Origin of the sequence: Nonomuraea sp. JJY05 (assembly GCF_043496855.1) — a bacterium.
In the GTDB taxonomy this organism is placed as follows: domain Bacteria; phylum Actinomycetota; class Actinomycetes; order Streptosporangiales; family Streptosporangiaceae; genus Nonomuraea.
The window spans coordinates 77608-93565 of the sequence record NZ_JBIEIS010000022.1 but is presented as its reverse complement, the minus strand read 5'-3'; the positions used below and the strand labels follow the sequence as shown (position 1 = coordinate 93565).

5 protein-coding genes are annotated in these 15958 nt (G+C 71.4%); 3 read left to right on the top strand and 2 right to left on the bottom strand.

The annotated features are described in order from the left end of the window. Positions 1-24 precede the first annotated feature (24 nt). The 3 genes from ACFKCF_RS32160 to ACFKCF_RS32150 are packed head-to-tail and all read left to right on the top strand — an operon-like array spanning position 25 to position 2668. Entirely contained in the window at positions 25-555 is a 531-nt protein-coding gene (locus ACFKCF_RS32160) for a hypothetical protein (RefSeq protein WP_394499013.1), read from the top strand. Then, positions 552-1235 carry a response regulator transcription factor gene (locus tag ACFKCF_RS32155; RefSeq protein WP_394499012.1) on the top strand — a complete coding sequence of 228 codons (684 nt, stop codon included), beginning with the start codon at positions 552-554 and terminating at the stop codon, positions 1233-1235. Before ACFKCF_RS32160 ends, ACFKCF_RS32155 begins: the two co-directional genes overlap by 4 nt. Before the next feature lie 14 nt (positions 1236-1249). Continuing rightward, complete coding sequence (locus ACFKCF_RS32150; RefSeq protein WP_394499011.1) at positions 1250-2668, top strand: ATP-binding protein; 1419 nt, start codon at positions 1250-1252, stop codon at positions 2666-2668. 161 nt (positions 2669-2829) lie between these two features. Here the strand turns inward: ACFKCF_RS32150 and ACFKCF_RS32145 are convergent, their stop codons facing one another. Next, positions 2830-4380, bottom strand: a complete 1551-nt coding sequence (locus tag ACFKCF_RS32145) for a hypothetical protein (protein WP_394499010.1) — start codon at positions 4378-4380, stop codon at positions 2830-2832. A gap of 18 nt (positions 4381-4398) precedes the next feature. Continuing rightward, entirely contained in the window at positions 4399-15843 is an 11445-nt protein-coding gene (locus tag ACFKCF_RS32140; RefSeq protein ID WP_394499009.1) for a hemopexin repeat-containing protein, read from the bottom strand. Positions 15844-15958: the final 115 nt, after the last annotated feature.

The window sequence follows — 15958 nt, the reverse complement described above, 5'->3', positions numbered from 1 at the left end:
CCAGGAAACGGGGGGAACGGACACATGCCGAGGGTCTTACGCCACGTGGTGGCCGGCCTGGTCGCGGCGGCGACGCTGGCGGGTTGTGGAATCGGCGACACCGATGTGCGCCCCGCGGGAGCCTCGGTGCAAGGCGGCCTGACCGAAGAGCTCGGCAGTTCGCTGCGGGTGTACTTCGTCACGCCCCAGGGCACCTGGCCGGTCTCCCGGCCGGCACCGGCCGGGGCACGGTTGCAGCAGGCCATGGACGCGCTGCTCGACGGCCCCACGGCGGCCGAGCGGGCACGGGGACTGATCACGCAACTGCCCTCGGCGCCACAACCGGTCCGGGCCAGGACGGCCAAGGGCCGCGTGCAGCTGCGTCTGCCGTGGCTGGTGCGTGACCTGCGCCCGGCGGCGGTGAGCCAGCTGGTCTGCACGGCCGCCGAGGCGCCGGACGTCGGCGACGACCCCGTGATCGAGGTGTTCGAGCCCGGCATGGGAGACCGTCCCTGGCCGGTCACGTGCGACGAGAACGGGTCGGCGGTCCCGGCTGAACGGGGAGCCTCCTCGTGACCCGCGTCCTGCTGATAGAGGACGATCCGGCCGTACGCCGCGGCGTGAGCCTCGGCCTGCGCCACAGAGGCCACGAAACCCTGCTCGTCTCGACCGGCGAGGAGGGACTGGCCGAGCTCGTCGCGAGCGCGCCCGACATCGTCCTGCTCGACCTCATGCTGCCCGGCATGAGCGGCCTGGAGACCTGCCGCCGCATCCGCGCCTTCAGCCAGGTGCCGATCGTGATCCTGTCCGCGCGCGACGATGACGTGGACGTCGTCGTGGGCCTGGAAGCCGGCGCCGACGACTACGTGATCAAGCCGGCCAGCAGCGAGGTCATCGAAGCCCGCATGCGCGCGGTGCTGCGCCGTACCACCCAGCCCGACTCCTCCGACCAGGCCCGCACCACCCACGGCAACCTGTTCGTCGACCGGGTCGCCCTGCGCGTGCTCAAGCACGGCGAGCAACTCGCGCTGGCGCCGACGGAGCTGAAGCTGCTGCTGTTCCTGACGGCCGCGCCCGAACAGACCTTCAGCCGCCAGCAACTCCTGGAGCAGGTCTGGGAACACACCTTCCACGGCGACTACCGGCTGGTCGACGCGTGCGTGATGCGGCTGCGAGCCAAGGTCGAGGACGATCCCCGCGCCCCCCGCTACATCCAGACCGTGCGCGGCTTCGGCTACCGGTTCGGGCCGCTGTGATCCGCGTCGCCCGCGTGCGCGGCCTGAGGGCCCAGCTGGTCCTGGTGTTCCTCCTGGTCTCCGCCATCAGCGCGCTGACCGCCGCCGCGATCACCTACCGCCAGGGCCACACCGCGATCGTGGAGCGCGCCCAGGCCGACGTCCTGAAGGAGCTGCGCGCCCACCTCACCTCCCGCACGCCCGACCTGCCCGCCGAGCCCGCCGAGGCGGACCTGCGCAAGCTGGCCCGGCAACTGGACCTGGCGGCGGGCACGCGGGGCTGGCACACCGCCCTGTCCTATCGCGGCGGCCCGCTCGTCGCCGCCGGGGAGCAGGCGCCGCCGCTGCCCCCGCGACTGCGCGGCCAGGCAGCCACGGCGCGCACGGCGCTGGCCCAGCGCTTCCACCATGCCGGGACGCCCTGGCTGGCCGTGGCCCTTCCGGTCACCGCCGCCGCACGCCCGCACGGCCCCCCGCCGCTCGTCGTCTACGCCTCCCTCTCCCTGGCCTCCCAGCAGCAGGACGTCGACAGCCTGGCAGCCGCCGCCCGCGCCGGAGCCCTCCCCGTCGTCCTGGCCTCCATCGTTCCCGCGCTGCTGGCCGCGCGCAGACTGCTGCGACCGGTACGGCGGCTGCGTGCAGCCGCCGAGTGGGTGGCGGGAGGCAGCCTGGACACCCGCGTGAGCGTCACCGGCGACGACGAACTCGCCGACCTCGGCCGCACCTTCAACACCATGGCGGCCACGCTCCAGGCCGACGCGGCCGCGCTGCGCGACATGGAGGCGCGGGCCCGCCGGTTCGCCGCCGATGTCTCCCACGAGTTGCGTACGCCGCTGGCGGCCATGGCGGCCGTGACCGAAGTCCTCGACGCCGACGCCGCCTCGGGCCGCCTCGCACCGCTGACCGCCGAGGCGCTACAGCTGGTCTCCGACGAGACCCGCAAGCTCACCCGCCTGGTCGAGGACCTGATCGAGGTGTCCCGCTTCGACGCCGGCGCCGCCGTACTGAATCTCGACGAGGTCGACCTGGGCGAGTTCATCGCCAAGACGCTCGATCTGCGGCACTGGCACGGCCGGGTGCGCACCGACGCTCCCCCGGGCCTGCGCGCCCGCCTCGACCCGCGCCGCGTCGACGTCATCCTCGCCAACCTCGTCGGCAACGCGCTGCGCCACGGCGGCCCGGCGGTGTCGGTGCTCATCCAGGTCCGCGCCGGTGTCGACCAGATCGCCATCACCGTCTCCGACGACGGGCCCGGCATCCCCGCCGACCTTCTGCCTCATGTCTTCGACCGGTTCACCAAAGGCGACGCCGCCCGTACCCGCACCGAGGGCAGCGGCCTGGGCCTGGCCATCGCCGCCGAGAACGCGCGCCTGCACGGCGGCACCCTCACCGCCGCCAACGCCCCCCGAGGCGGGGCGATCCTGACCCTCACCCTGCCTCGGACCTCACCCTGACACCGATCCCGGCGAAGCCCCGGCAGCCGGGCACGCCACCGGACACGCGCTCTGCCTCGGCGCCGCCGCCCACGCCCGGGCCGAGGCGGTGGGCGGCGGCGGAGTCGTGCACGGTGCTGTCACCCGTCACCGCCTTGGGAACGCGCCGACGCGCTGTCAGGTCACGAGTGCTCGGACCCGACGTTCGACGTGCTGCTAGGCCGCCCGCTCGGCGGGGGCGTGGTTGCCGGGGTGTGCACCTTGGTGAGCGAGAGAAACTGGTTCAGGTTGCCCTGCCCGGCTATTTCTTGCTGCTGCTTCTTCTTCTTGGGGGTTTTCTTTTTGACGCGAGCGGTAGGTGTCGACTTGGTCTTCTTCAAGGGCCGAACGGCTGGGGTACTGGTGACGATGGTGGTGTCGTCGGGAGTGGTCGTGGTCACCGGCCCGGGTGCGTCATCCGTAAGCGTGCTGGTCGGCTTCGTCGATCTGGTGAAGAGCTCCCGCTCTTTTCCGACGATCCTGGTGCTGGATCCCTCTGTGAGGTACACCCTTTTCCCTACGGCCGCCAGTTGCTCCGCGGCGGCGCGGAGCTTGGTGAAGACCCAGTCGGGTGGCTGGCCCGGGAAGACGTACCGCAGGTGGGAGGGCTGGTCCGGCTGGGAAAGCTTGCTGACGTAGTCATCGAGCTGTTTCTGGAAGCTCTCGGTGAGGTCCTTGCTGGGATCCTGGTCCGTGCCGTACGCCTTGTACTCGCAGAAGCAAAGTGCCGGCTCCGGCTCCCCCCTGCTGAACACCAGCTCGACGCTGTCCACGGATCTCCCCTTGTTGGAGACCGGGATGACGATCGGTAATTCGACGTCCCTGAGGAGATATCTGCTGCGTGCCGCCAGGGTCTGGTTGATCTGGAATATGTAGCCGCGCAGCTCCGCCCATTCGGAGTCTGCCGTCCCCCGGTCGATCGCTGTCAGCAGACTGTCGATGTTCCGTCGCATCCACTGCAGTCTGTCGCCTTCATCGAAGCCGTCCCTTTGGAGAATGGGCAGCACCGTGTCAAGCCAGGCGGATGTGTCGGTGACCTGCTGTTTCGTCGGGACGTTCTGCTTGTTCTTTTTCTTATTGCCCGGCAGTACGTAAGGGGCGCTCGGCGGGCGGGAGGCGACGAGATATTCGCGGACCGTGTCGGTGAGCGTCTCGATCCTCGGGTCGGCGTCCTCGATGGCGTGCGTCGGCCGTTTGAGAAGAATCTTCGCCATCAGGGTCAGCTGCTTGATCGAGAATTTCTTCATCTCCCGGAGGCCGGCCGTCGTGACGAGCTCATCCAGCAGTTGCGCGTATTCGTGGGTCTCCGACCCCTTGTCGGAGACGGACCTGATTTCCTCGGCGAGGAGCTGGGCGTCCCGGGCCAGGGTGCCCTGCGTCCTTTTCTGCTTTTTGACGGGCTTGGGCTGCGGCGTGTCCAGGTCCGGCGTCGGCCCTGGAGTCGTCATGAACGACGACGCCTGCTTGGGCTTGGTGATCGGCCGGTTGTCGATGATCATCGTATCGTCCGAGGAATCGGGGACACCGCTCGGTGACGGAGAGGTCAGCGAGATCGTGGGCGGCGTGTCGCTGTCTGATCTGCCCGTATCGGTCTGGTGGGTGATCACGCGGTTCACGGGCTGGAAATTGAGCTGGGCTTGCTTCTGCTTCTTCTGCTGCGGCCCGGTGGGCGCCGACTTGCGGTTTCTCTTCATCGTCGTGGTCCGTCCTGGTCAGCGGGCGCGGTAGAGGAGGGCGAGTCTCAGACCGCGCAGGGTGGTGCGGTCACCGGTGAAGGTGAGCGCCAGCGGAGCGGTCGCCGGGAGCCCGGGGGTGGGGAGGAGCCGGCCGTCGACCAGGGGGTTTCCGTGTACGGCGAACTGGGCGGCGCCGGGCGTGTCCAGGTCGTACGCCATATAGATGCCGGTGATCTGCGGGCTGTACAGGTCGGGCAGCAGGGCGGCAGACAGCGGGATGGTGAGGGTGTCGGTGAAGGACTCCCACTCCTCGGGGAACTCCACGGCCACGTCGATGAACCGCGCCGCGTCGTACGGCTGCAGCAGCCCCTTCACGCCGGCCGCGAACGTCTCGCCGCCGTGGTCCGCCTCGTACCGCAGCGTGATCCTGGCGTCGTACAGGTCGGCGGGATGGTCGGCGGAGCGCAGGCCGGGCAGCGTGAGGCGCCAGGTGGAGACCGCGCCCGTGCCCTCGAACGGCAGGTAGCGGTCTTCGTCGTAGCGCAGCTCGAACAGGCCGTTGTTCTCCCAGCCCTCGGGCGGCTGCGACAGCGCGATCTGCCGGCCCGCCCGCCAGTCGGTACGCACGCTGCCCGGCGGCGTCCCGGTCGGGGCGAGCAGGTACTGCACGCCCTTCGGGTCAGGGGTGAGCACGGTATGGTGCGTGACCTGGCCGAGCATGGCGTTGAGCGGCAGCGTCGCCCCGTCCGCGCCGACGAACGCGACGGCGATGGTGCGGATCTGGCGCCGGTAGTGGCCGGGGAAGTCGCGGTCGAAGAAGTCCTCGGTGAGCGCGAACTCGCAACTGCCCGTCGTACGCAGCGTGAGCAGCGCCACCGGATCCAGCTCCAGCAGCGAGACCTGCCGCGTGATCTCTAGGCGGCGCCACTCCCCGGCCGCGTACGCCTGTCCCAGCCGGTCCAGGTCGTGCGCGAGGAGTTGCCCGGCGAGCAGCCCCTTGCGCCTGCTGTCCCAGTGCGCGGAGGTGATCACGCTGCCGGTGGCGCCGCGCTCGTACTGGTAGGCGCGTTCCGCGGCGCGGGCCAGGTCGGCCGCCATCCCGTACGTCTGGAAGTACAGCCCGGCCAGCCGGCCCGACATCCACTGGTACAGGTCGGCACCGGTGAACTTCTCCCGCAGGAACGCCGTCACCGCCTCCTGGTTGGCGATCTGCCGGCGGAGGATGTCCAGTTCGCGTCGCGCGCCGGCCAGCCGCGCCTCGGCGCTCGCGACCTGGTGTTCGATCTGGGCGGCCTCATTGGTGGCGATGGCGAGCTGCAGCTGGTTGTCCTGCATGGACCGCTCCTGCTCCGCGCGCACGCCGAGCAGCTCGCCCAGGACCGACAGCCCTTCGCCCAGCGACTCGGCGACCCCGGCGACGCTGTCCAGGGCGTCGCCGATCTCGTCGCCGCCCTCCATCGTGCCCAAGATGAACGGGCCGATGAGGATCTGCGGCGCGCCGTGCGCGATGGAGGCGCCGATCCGCAGCCCGCTGGAGGTCAGATGGGCGGTGGACGCGGCGGCCATCATGGCGAGCTGGGCGGCCTGCAGCGGCGTGACGCCGGCGTCGATCACCTGCTGGAAGTGGGTCATGCGTCCCCGCGCCCCCGCCAGCCCGGTCTGCAGCGCGGCGAGGGTCTCCTCGGCGTCGGCGATCTGCGCCTCCTTGACGGCGCGGGTGAGCTCGAGGATGCCCGCCTCCTGGGTGGACTGCAGCATGCTGAGCGCCTCGGCGTCGCTGCGCTCCAGCACGTCCAGCAGGCCGGCGCCGAACTGGCAGACGCGATCGGTGAGCTCCTGCGCCCTGCGGTACAGGTAGGCGAAGCGGTGCTGCGGCACCTCGGCGGCCGGCGTGGCGGACACGCCGTCCAGCTCGCCCGCGTACGCGCCCGCGACCAGCGTCATCGGGTCGATGGGCGGTTCGAACAGCGGCAGCGGCCGGCTGATGCCCATGATGTCCAGCGATGCCCTGATCTTGGTGAGCCGGTCGGCGACCAGGTCCCAGTAACCGAGCAGCATGGCGTTGACCGGCGCGAAGAAGTAGGGGTGCCCGATGCTGGCGTGCACCCGGGCCAGTTCCCCGAACAGCTCGTCCTCGGCCGAGACCTTCTCCAGCTCGGCGAAGCTCATGGTCGCGTCCAGAGGCATCGGTCCCAGCTCCTGCGGACGCCGCCCGAGCAGGTCGTAGGCGAAGATGTACAGCATCCGCGCCTCGTCCACGCTCTCCGGGGTGTAGCGCCGGTAGAGCTGGTCGCCCCAGTCGAGCAGGTTGTCGATGTACCCGGTGACCACCGCCCGCCGGTACGCCACCGGCCGCAGCGCCGCGATCGCGTGGGGATCGAATGGATCATCCCGGTACGCCTCCCGCAGGCTGTCCACGTCACCTGTCACGTCGTACACGCGGGGCAGCTCCATGGCGATCGCGAGCTCCTCGCTGGACGGCAGCGCGGACAGCGCGGCCAGATCCTTGCGCTGCACATCGGTGAGCGCCGCGCCGCCCCGGAAGACCGGCACCAGCGAGTCGAGCAGCGCGATCGCGCCGGCGAGTCCCGGATCCCCGTACGCCCGCAGCGCGTCGGCCAGCGCGGCCGGGTCGGCGCCGAGGAAGGGCAGGAACCGCCACGGCTGACCCGGCTGCGTGGGGTCGAAGATGTACTCGTACCAGGTCCGCGCCTCGTCGAAGCGCTGCGCGGCGTTGAGCGCCTGCGCGATCAGCAGGGGGGCGTGGAAGAAGATCTCCCAGTAGTAGATGCCGTTCGCGCTGGTGAAGTCCAGGTGGGACCGGCCGGGCAGCCACGCCGCCTTCACCCGTTCCTTGCGGACCTTGATGGTGACGGCGTCGGACTTCTCGGTGTCGAAGGCGGGCAGCTCGTCGGTCTCCTGGGTGTAGGGGTCCAGCAGCGCGGGCACGCCGCCGGCCAGCAGGCGCTGGTTCAGCTTGTACGCGGTGCTGGTGGTGAGCCGGACGATGTCGTGCGGCACCTCGGTGTACTCGTACGGGCGCGGGACGGCTCCGCCCTTGGCGTACACGGCGTACTGGTCGCCGATGAAGAAGTACACGTCGGTGCCGGTCTCCAGGGCGCCGGTGACCCCGGCGGGCAGCTCGCCCCAGTTGCCGGCGAGGGGCCGCCACGACCACTCGCCGACTCTGGCGTACTCGGTGCCGCTGATCGCGTAGCCGCGGAAGACGGCGTCGATCGTGTGGGTGAGCGTCTGCGGGTATCCCCTGTCCATCACCTCGGGAATGCTGTATCCCGGGCCAAGGGTGTAGCGGGCGACCTGGGTGCCGCTGGTGATGAACAGGTACGTGTCGTCGACGACCCACGCCGCGTTCACCGAGGTCCAGCCGGGCCCGTCGGACGAGACGGGCTTGCCCGGAGGAACATGCCCGGGAGGGCCGTGCCGATCGGGAGCGTCGGATCGTGACCCGCCCTGCCCCGACGGGGACGGCGCCGCCGAGGCCACGATGTCCGGCTCGGCGTCCGGGTCCGGGTCCGGCTCGACCCTCGACGGGCGCGACGGATCCGACGGCCGGAGCGGCTCGGTGAGACCCCAGTGCCAGGAGATGTACTTACTGCTCTCCGCCGTGTTCGACCCCGGCGCCATCCGGGTGAACCGGCCGCCCCGGTTGTTGTTGAAGAAGTAGCGCGTGCCGTCGGGCAGCGTGAACGCGGCGTCCACGCGGACCCAGTTGGGCAGGCCGGTGGCCCCCTTGATCGGCGCCAGTGCGGCCGGCTCTTCCTCCGCGGGCATGATCGGCCGGCACAGGAAGCTGCCGCCCTTGTGGTCCACGCTGAACCAGGACCCCTCGCCGATCCCGAAGCCCGCGGGCCGGTTGAACCAGATCACCGACGCGGGGTCGATTTCGCCCGGCTCGTCGAAGATCGTCGTCACGTCTCCCGTGGGCGGCTGCACGGCGATCCCGGGCACGGGCACGGTGTACAGCTCGGGGGTGAGCGCGTACGACGTGCCCATCGGGCCGCCCGTGGTCGTGGCCACGTACGAGACGGTGATCGCCTGGTGGTCGCCGCCGGCCAGCGAACCGGGCCGCACCGCGAGGGTGACGCCGAGGATCGGGTTGTTCGTCGACGCCCCGGTGGCCAGCAGCTGCGCGGGCATCCACTCCTGGTTGAGGTTCACGTACGAGAAGTAGATCTTGACCGCGTGCCGCGTCGGCGCGGTCACCTGCTGGGTGTTCCCGGACTCGACGACCGCGATGCTCGTGGTGCCGGTCCGCTCGGGCGGCAGGTCCTCGACGGTGGCCCAGAACACGAAGGTCCGGTCGAAGGCCCGCACGGGCTGGACGCGGTCGGCGTCGATGCGCACGTCCACCTTCTGCCAGGGACGCCAGGTGGCCGACAGCTTGTCGCCGTCCCGGAAGGTGGCCGTACGGTAGTAGTAGCGCCGCGGATCGCTGCGCGTGCGGCCGAACAGGACCAGGTCACGCGCCCCCGCGTCGGCGGCGTCCACGTACCCGCCGGCGATCTCCAGCCGGGACACCTCGGTGTACTCGTCCAGGTAGCGCTTGTACGCGCGCTGCGCGGTGGCGGAGGTGACGCCGCTCTGCAGCAGGTCGCTCTCCAGGTCGGCGTAGCCCGGCGTCTTGGTGTCGCGCAGCTCGGGGCGCAGGTAGTTCTCGGGGTAAAGGTAGACCTTCCGGTTGGCCTCCCACACCCGGTAGTTCTTCATCCACGACCACCAGCGGCGCAGCCGCGCCCGCGTCTTCGGGTCGGCCAGGCCGGGGGCCTGCTCCAGGTCCAGCTGGCAGCGGTGCAGGTAGAGCTGCACGGCCGCGATCGCCTCGCGGATGCGCGAGGTGACGCCCTGGCCGCCCATGTCGACGTCGATGAGCTGCCGGTCGAACAGGTCGGTGGAGTCCGCCAGGTCCGGGTCGGCCGCCAGCACCACCGACAGCAGCGCGTCCCTCCGCAGGCCGCTGTCCCGCTCGCCGGTCAGGCCCGGCAGCCTGGACGGCGGCACGCCGGCCTTCCGCGCGAGCGCGAACAGCTCGCGCGCCGCCAGCACGAAGCTCATGTTCGACTCCGACGGCATGGTGCGCTGCGCCCACATCAGCTCGGCCACGTCCCAGCCGAACAGGGCCGCCATCGTCTTGTACGGGTCCTCGTCCGCGGCGGTCAGGGCGTCGGCCGGGGCCGGGCCGAGCGCGGCGAAGCGGATGATCGTGAACAGGTCGGCGAGCCGGTGGTCGGCGGTGTCGGCGAAGCCCTCGGCGATCGCGCGCACCAGGCCGGCCCCGCTGACGTACTCGCCGCCGCGCACCAGGTACAGCCGTCCGGCCAGGGTGAACGCCGCGTCCACGCCGGCCTCGAAGGCGGTCGGCACGGCTCCCCAGTCGTCCTTGATCGTACGCGGGAAGCCGGGGTCGGCCAGATCCAGGACGCCCGCCCGCACGACGGGCAGCGCGTCGTCCGCCGGGGTGTCCGGCTCGATCGTGTAGCGGACGTACTGGTCGCCGCGGAAGGCGTAGATTTCGTCCCCGATGGCCACCACCGCGTCCACCGCGCGGTCGAACGCGTTGCGCACCCGCCCCCACGCCGGTCGTGGCGTGTCCGGGGCGTCGGCCCGCAGGTAGCTCGTACCGGCGAACAGATGGATGCCGTTCCCCGCGAAACCCGCGTCCACCCCGTCGCGGAACTCCTCGGGCAGGGGCGGCACGCCGAGGTCGTCCGCGAGCCAGGTGAAGATCGCCCGCGGGTAGCCCTCGTCCGGCCGGGTGTACTCGTTGCCGGTGTAGCGGCTGTAGCGTCCGCCGGACAGCAGGTAGGTGCGCTCGCCGACGATCAGCGCGGCGTCCAGCGGGCCGCCCAGCGGCCGGGTCCGTCCGGCGAGGTCCTCGTACTCGGCCTCGTACCCGGCTTCGTGGCCGGACGCGAAGGCGGTGTCCAGGACCGCCTCCTGGCCGGCCGAGACCACGTGGCAGCGTCCGCCCATGAACAGGTACAGGCTGCGCCGCCCGGTCACCGCCGCGTCGATCCTGGCGTCCGCGGCGGTGAGGGCGTCCTCGAAGGACTCGGCCAGCCCCGGAAACTCTTTCCTGAAATTTCGGGACATGGGTTTGGGGTAGCCGGGGTCGGCGTAGGCGTACTCCTCCGTGGAGTAGCGCGCGTACCGGTCGCCGCTGATCAGGTACGTGCGCCCCGCCCAGGTGAACGCCGCGTCCACCCGCCCGAACGACTCCCCCGCCGGGCTGGTGAGCGGCCCGAAGGCGCCGTCGGCGTAGCGCCGGTACTGCTCGCCGAAGCAGAAGTAGGTCGCTCCGTCGCCCCCGACGTACGCGCTGGTCAGCGTGCCCTCGAAGCCGCGCCACAGCCGGCCGATGGGCCGCGGCGCCGACCCGTCGGGCAGCGTGTACGTCAGCCCGGCCAGCAGCACCAGCGTGTCACCCACCGGCAGCACCGCCCGCGGCACCTCGTCGGCGTTCCAGTACGACGCGTCGGCGACCTGCGGATACCCGGGATCGGGCGCGGCGTAGTCGTCGCCCGAGTAGACCACGTACCGCATGAACCCATCTTCGTCGGGCTTCTCGAACAGATAGGTCGACTCCTGCCACACGTAGGCGATCGCGACACTGGTCAGACCGCCCCACGCGGCGGCGGTGTCGTGCGGCCGCCCGCCGTCCACCGTGTACTGATCGCCGCTGAACAGGTAGGTCCGCCGGTCGCGCCCGGTGAACCCGGCGTCGACGGCGCCGAGCCGGCGCGGCCTGCCCCACGCCTCGGCGATCGGATACTCGCGATCGACGAGCGTGTCGTAGCAGGCGTCGCCCTTGAACACGTAGGTGACGCCGTCGGTGCCGTACAGGACCGCGTCCAGGCCGGTCCGGAACCGCTCGGGCAGCTCGCGCAGCAGCCTGGGCCGGGCCGGCCCGGTCACCGTGCCCAGCCCTTCCACCGACCCCTGCCGGCGCCAGCCGCCCGCCCCCTCGACGATCAGCTGCCCGTCCGCCACGAAGGCGCACGACACATCGGGCACGTCGTACGTCCGGTGCAGCGCGTCGGACACCACGTGACAGGTGTGCTCGCGGAACAGGTAGACGTTGCCCCGATCGGCGAAGGCCGCGTCCACCGCGTCCAGCTCCACCGTCAGCCGGCCCAGCCGCGGCTCCTCCTTGAGGTCTGCCAGCGCGCGCGGATACCCGAGGTCGGGCGTGGTGCCGGTGTAGCGGATGAACTGGTCCCCGGAGAACAGATAGGTGTGCCCGTCCAGCTGCAACGCCGCGTCCACCCGCCCGGTGCGCGCCAGGTTGTTGCGCGTGCGCCCCCAGAAGGCGGCCACCGGCGCGGGATAGCTGTCGTCGGCCCGGCTGTAGTCACCGTTGGAGTAGCGCACGTACTGCCCGTCCCAGAACATGTAGGTGCGCCCGTCGCGCCCCACGAACGCGGCGTCCACCGAGGCGAACGGCACGCTGTCCCACTGCTCGGCCAGTTTCCGCGGCGCCGACCACCAGCGCCGCCTCGCGTCGAACTCGACATACCGGTCGCCGCGGAACAGATAGGTCCGCCCCTCGGCCGAGGTGAAGACCGCGTCGACCTCCGGCCCGAACGTGTCCGGCAGGTTCCACCAGTTGCCCGGCAGCGGCTGCGGATAGCCCTCGTCCGGTTTGGTGTAGTCCCCGGTGGAGTAGCGCACGAACCGCCCACCGCCGAACAGGTAGGTCTCGCCGTCCAGCACGAAGCCGGCGTTCACGCTGGTCAGGCCGCCCCAGTCGGGGGCGATCCGGCGTGGGTAGCCGAGGTCCACGCGCGAGTAGTCCGTGCCGGAGTAGCGGAGGTAGGTGTCGCCGCTGAACAGGTACGTCCGCCCGTCCAGGCCGACGAACGCGGCGTCGACCCGGCCACTGGGGAACGCGGCCGGCATGTTCCCCCAGCGCTGCACGGTCGGCACGATCCGCGCGTCCCCGGTCAGCGCGACGGTACGGCCGTCCTTGAACAGGTGCACCACGCGGCCGGCGTCGGCGAAGGCCGCCTCGATGTCCCTCTCGAACTCCGCCGGCACGCCCGGGAACCGCGTCTCGATCTTCACCGGGTAGCCGTCGTCGGCCTGCGCGCCCTCGTTCTCCAAGGACGCGGTGTGCAGGACGACGCGGTCGCCGCGGAAGACGTACACGCCGGTGGGGTCGGCATACGCGGCGTCCACCAGCCCGTCGAAGCCCTGCCCGTCGAACCCGGGCCCCTCCTCGTCGGCGGCCGGCCCGCGCCAGAACTCCGCCGCGTCGCCGAACGCGTGGAACTCCCCGTCCCGTCCGAAGAACCCGGGTTCGCCGAACTCCTCCGCGGGCCGCGGGAACCCCTCGTCCACCACGCTGAAGTTCCCGGTGGAGTAGCGCACGTACTGGTCCCCGCAGAACAGGTAGGTCCGCCCGTCGCCGTCCACCAGCGCGGCCGTGATCTTCCCGCCGCCCGCGAACTCGTCCCGGAACCGCCCCCAGATCTGCTCGTGGGCCACCCACCGCGTGCTGCCAGGCTCGCGTACGTACGCCCGCGAGCCGCTCACCAGCCAGTCGGCCCCCGACGGGTGCCGGAACGCGGCATCCACCCGGGTCAGCCCGGCCGCGAGCGCGGTCAGCGGCGCGCTGCCGGTCGGTCTCCCCTCGTGGAAGCGCCAGTACCGTTCGCCGCGGAACACGTACACGTCGCCGTCCGCGCTCTCCAGCACCGCGTCGATGCCGTCGGCCTGGGCCGGCAGCGCCAGCGGCTCGGGATAGCGAGCAGCCAGCCGCAGGTCGCCGAAGGCCAGCGCGACCCGCCGCTCGTCCATGCCCAGCTTCGCGGCCAGCCGCGCGAACGCCCTGATGCGCCGGTATGCCGTCGTCGGCGGCTCCAGCAGATCGGTCAGCTCGGCGCCGACGCCGGCGCAGATCGCGGTGACGACGGGGACGGGCACGCCCAGCGCGTCCTGCGCGACCGCCAGCAGCGCCGCCGCCTGCGCCTCCTCCTGCGCGGCGAGCACCGCCTCGATCTCCTCGACCCCGTCCTGAGTCGCCACGGCAATCTCGTTGAGCAGGCCGAAGACCTGCGCGCTGTAGTCCGCGATGGCCGGCAGGTAGAACTCCACCACGCTGTTCGGCTCGGCGAAGAACGGCAGCCGGTCCTCGGGCAAGGCCAGCCCCTTGTCCAGGTCCCCGCCCTGGATCAGCGTGTCCAGCACGGCCTGCGCCCCGGCGTCCCCCAGCCCGAGCGCGATCAGTGCCTCGCGGTCGAGCCGGTAGGGCCGCTGCTCCTCCGCGATGGTCCGCAGCCGCTCCTCGACGACCGGATCGTAGCGGTCCAGCCCACCGGCGTCGATGATCCGCCGCGCGACGGCCAGCTCGGCGATCTCGACGAAGGCCTCCGGCGGGAAGACGCAGACCTGCGCCCACAGCTCGGCGACCTGCTCCTGCATGATCGCCAGAATGTCCGCCTTGTATGGCTCGAACTCGGCGGCGAGGGCGAAGTCCTCCGCCGCGAGCTCGGTCACCGCCTCCTTGTCGCGGTAGTTGCCGTCGCCGTCGATGAACCCGTTGTACTTCAGGTTCTCCAGCAGCCCGTCCGGCGCCGCGCCCAGCTCGATCTTCAGCGGCTCCTTCAGGTAGGCGTCGCCGCCGGCCCTGATCAGCTCGATCACGCTGTCGGCGACGTCGCCGAGGTCGGCGTTGAGCTCGCCGATGGCGGCGTTCAGCACCACGCCCTCGGCGTCGATGTAGTCGTTGTAGATCAGGTTGTCGTACAGCTCGGCGCGCTGCGCGATCGACAGCCCGGTCAGCTCCTCCAGGTGCGACGGGTAGCACATGTCGCCCAGGTCGCCGAACAGCTCCGCCACCTTGTCCCGGTACGGGGAGAAGTCCGTGGCCAGCTCCGACGGGACCTCGACCAGCTCGCCGTCCGCCGTGAGGTTGCCGCGCAGGACCAGGTTGGTGAAGATCTTCACAGCCAGCCGGTCGCCCAGCCCCAGCCCGGTGAAGTCGGACGGCGTGATCTGCGCCATCCCGATCAGCGCCCCGTACGGCTCCCCTTCGGCCAGCCCGTCCCAGATGGCCCGGGAGGCGCGCTCGCTGAACCGGTCCGACACGAACATCCGCGGCCCCGGCGCCACCTGCGCCAACGCCTGGCCCAGCGCGGCGGCGAACTCCTCCTCGCCCTCGGCCGGTTCGCCGGGCTCGGCGCCCGGCCTCGGCCCGCCCGCGAACTCGGCCAGGTCCTGGGCCGACAGCCCGCCGTCGCGCATCCACCGCACCACCAGCGGCAACGCCTGGGCCAGCCACAGCCCCGACCCCGCGTCCGGCGCGGCCAGAATCCGCCGGCAGTCGCTTGTCGTGCGCCGCGTCGCGAACGGCACCGCGATCGACCCGTCCAGCAGCCGCAGCAGATCGAACAGCTCGTCCGCGGCGAGTCCCAGCGCGGCCATCAGCCGCGCCGCCCGGTGCAGCGCCGATAATCCGGTCTCGCCCGGGGCGACCTCGCCGAAGCGCGCCCGCAGCCGCTCCAGCTCCGCGGCCCCGATCCTGAGGCCCTCGGCGACCGTGACCCCGGCGAACGTACGAACCTCCAGCTCGGCCGGCATCGGCGCGGCCAGGCTCACCGTGACGTCCATCGGCAGGCCGAGCGAGCGGCTGACGTGCACGGCCGCTGCCAGCACGCCCAGCGCCGCCGCGTCCAGCCGGTTCTCGCAGCAGCCGCTCAGCACGAGGTCCAGATCCTCGAACGACAGCCCGGTCCGCCGGGCGAGGCGGACGAACCGGTTGAACCGGTCCAGCCAGGCGAGCAGCTCGGCTCCCCCGGGCAGGTTCAGCCGCCCGTCCACCGACCTGACGGCCGAGCCGCCCTGCCCGACGAACTTCGCGCCGAGGACCTGCGTCAGCTCGACCTCCGACAGCCCCGCCGTCCGGCACAGCCGCGCCGCGTCCGCCAGCACGCCGAGCTGCTCGTCCTTGCCGATCTGGAACGACGCCCGCAGCTCGGCCTCCCGCGGCCGCGCGGTCGTCACCATGCCGACCACCTCGGGCGACAGGCCCAGGAACTGCGCCGCCAGCTCTGCCGCCTGCGCCCCGAACAGCCGCGGGACCTCCTCGCGCCCGACACGGTGCCTCTTCAGGAACGTTCCAAGCTCCTCGTAGGCGAGGTTGAAGGGCTTGTCGAACGGGAAGGGCATGGTCTTCATGCGCTCGTACGGGTCCGGCCCCGCCAGCCGTTCGAGGATCTCGACCACGATGTCGATGTACGGAAGCTCGGTGGTGGTGTGCGCCGCGTCCAGCGGGATCTCCCGGATGTCGGGCCGCCGCTCGTGCAGCCGCGCCCCGCCGGCGTCGACCTCCTCGTCCAGCAGTCGCAGGAGATCGGCCAGGTACGCCGCCGGCGAGTTCACCGTCCGCGCCTCGTCACCCGGCCGGAAATCCATTCCCCCGAACAGCAGCTGATAGTTGGGCAGGCTGTCGCCGACGCGCATATGAAAAACCTCCGAATCGGGGGCGCGCGCCATTTACGGCAAGCGGGCAGCGCGCCGCATCGCGTACAGGTGAAACCGTCCGGTCCCAGGTAGGGAAAATGATTTCGACAGCAGG

Excerpts from the sequence above, each read along its gene's own strand:
- ACFKCF_RS32160 (WP_394499013.1), top strand. The coding sequence starts at position 25 with ATGCCGAGGGTCTTACGCCACGTGGTGGCCGGCCTGGTCGCGGCGGCG.
- ACFKCF_RS32145 (WP_394499010.1), bottom strand. The coding sequence starts at position 4,380 with ATGAAGAGAAACCGCAAGTCGGCGCCCACCGGGCCGCAGCAGAAGAAG.
- ACFKCF_RS32140 (WP_394499009.1), bottom strand. The coding sequence starts at position 15,843 with ATGCGCGTCGGCGACAGCCTGCCCAACTATCAGCTGCTGTTCGGGGGA.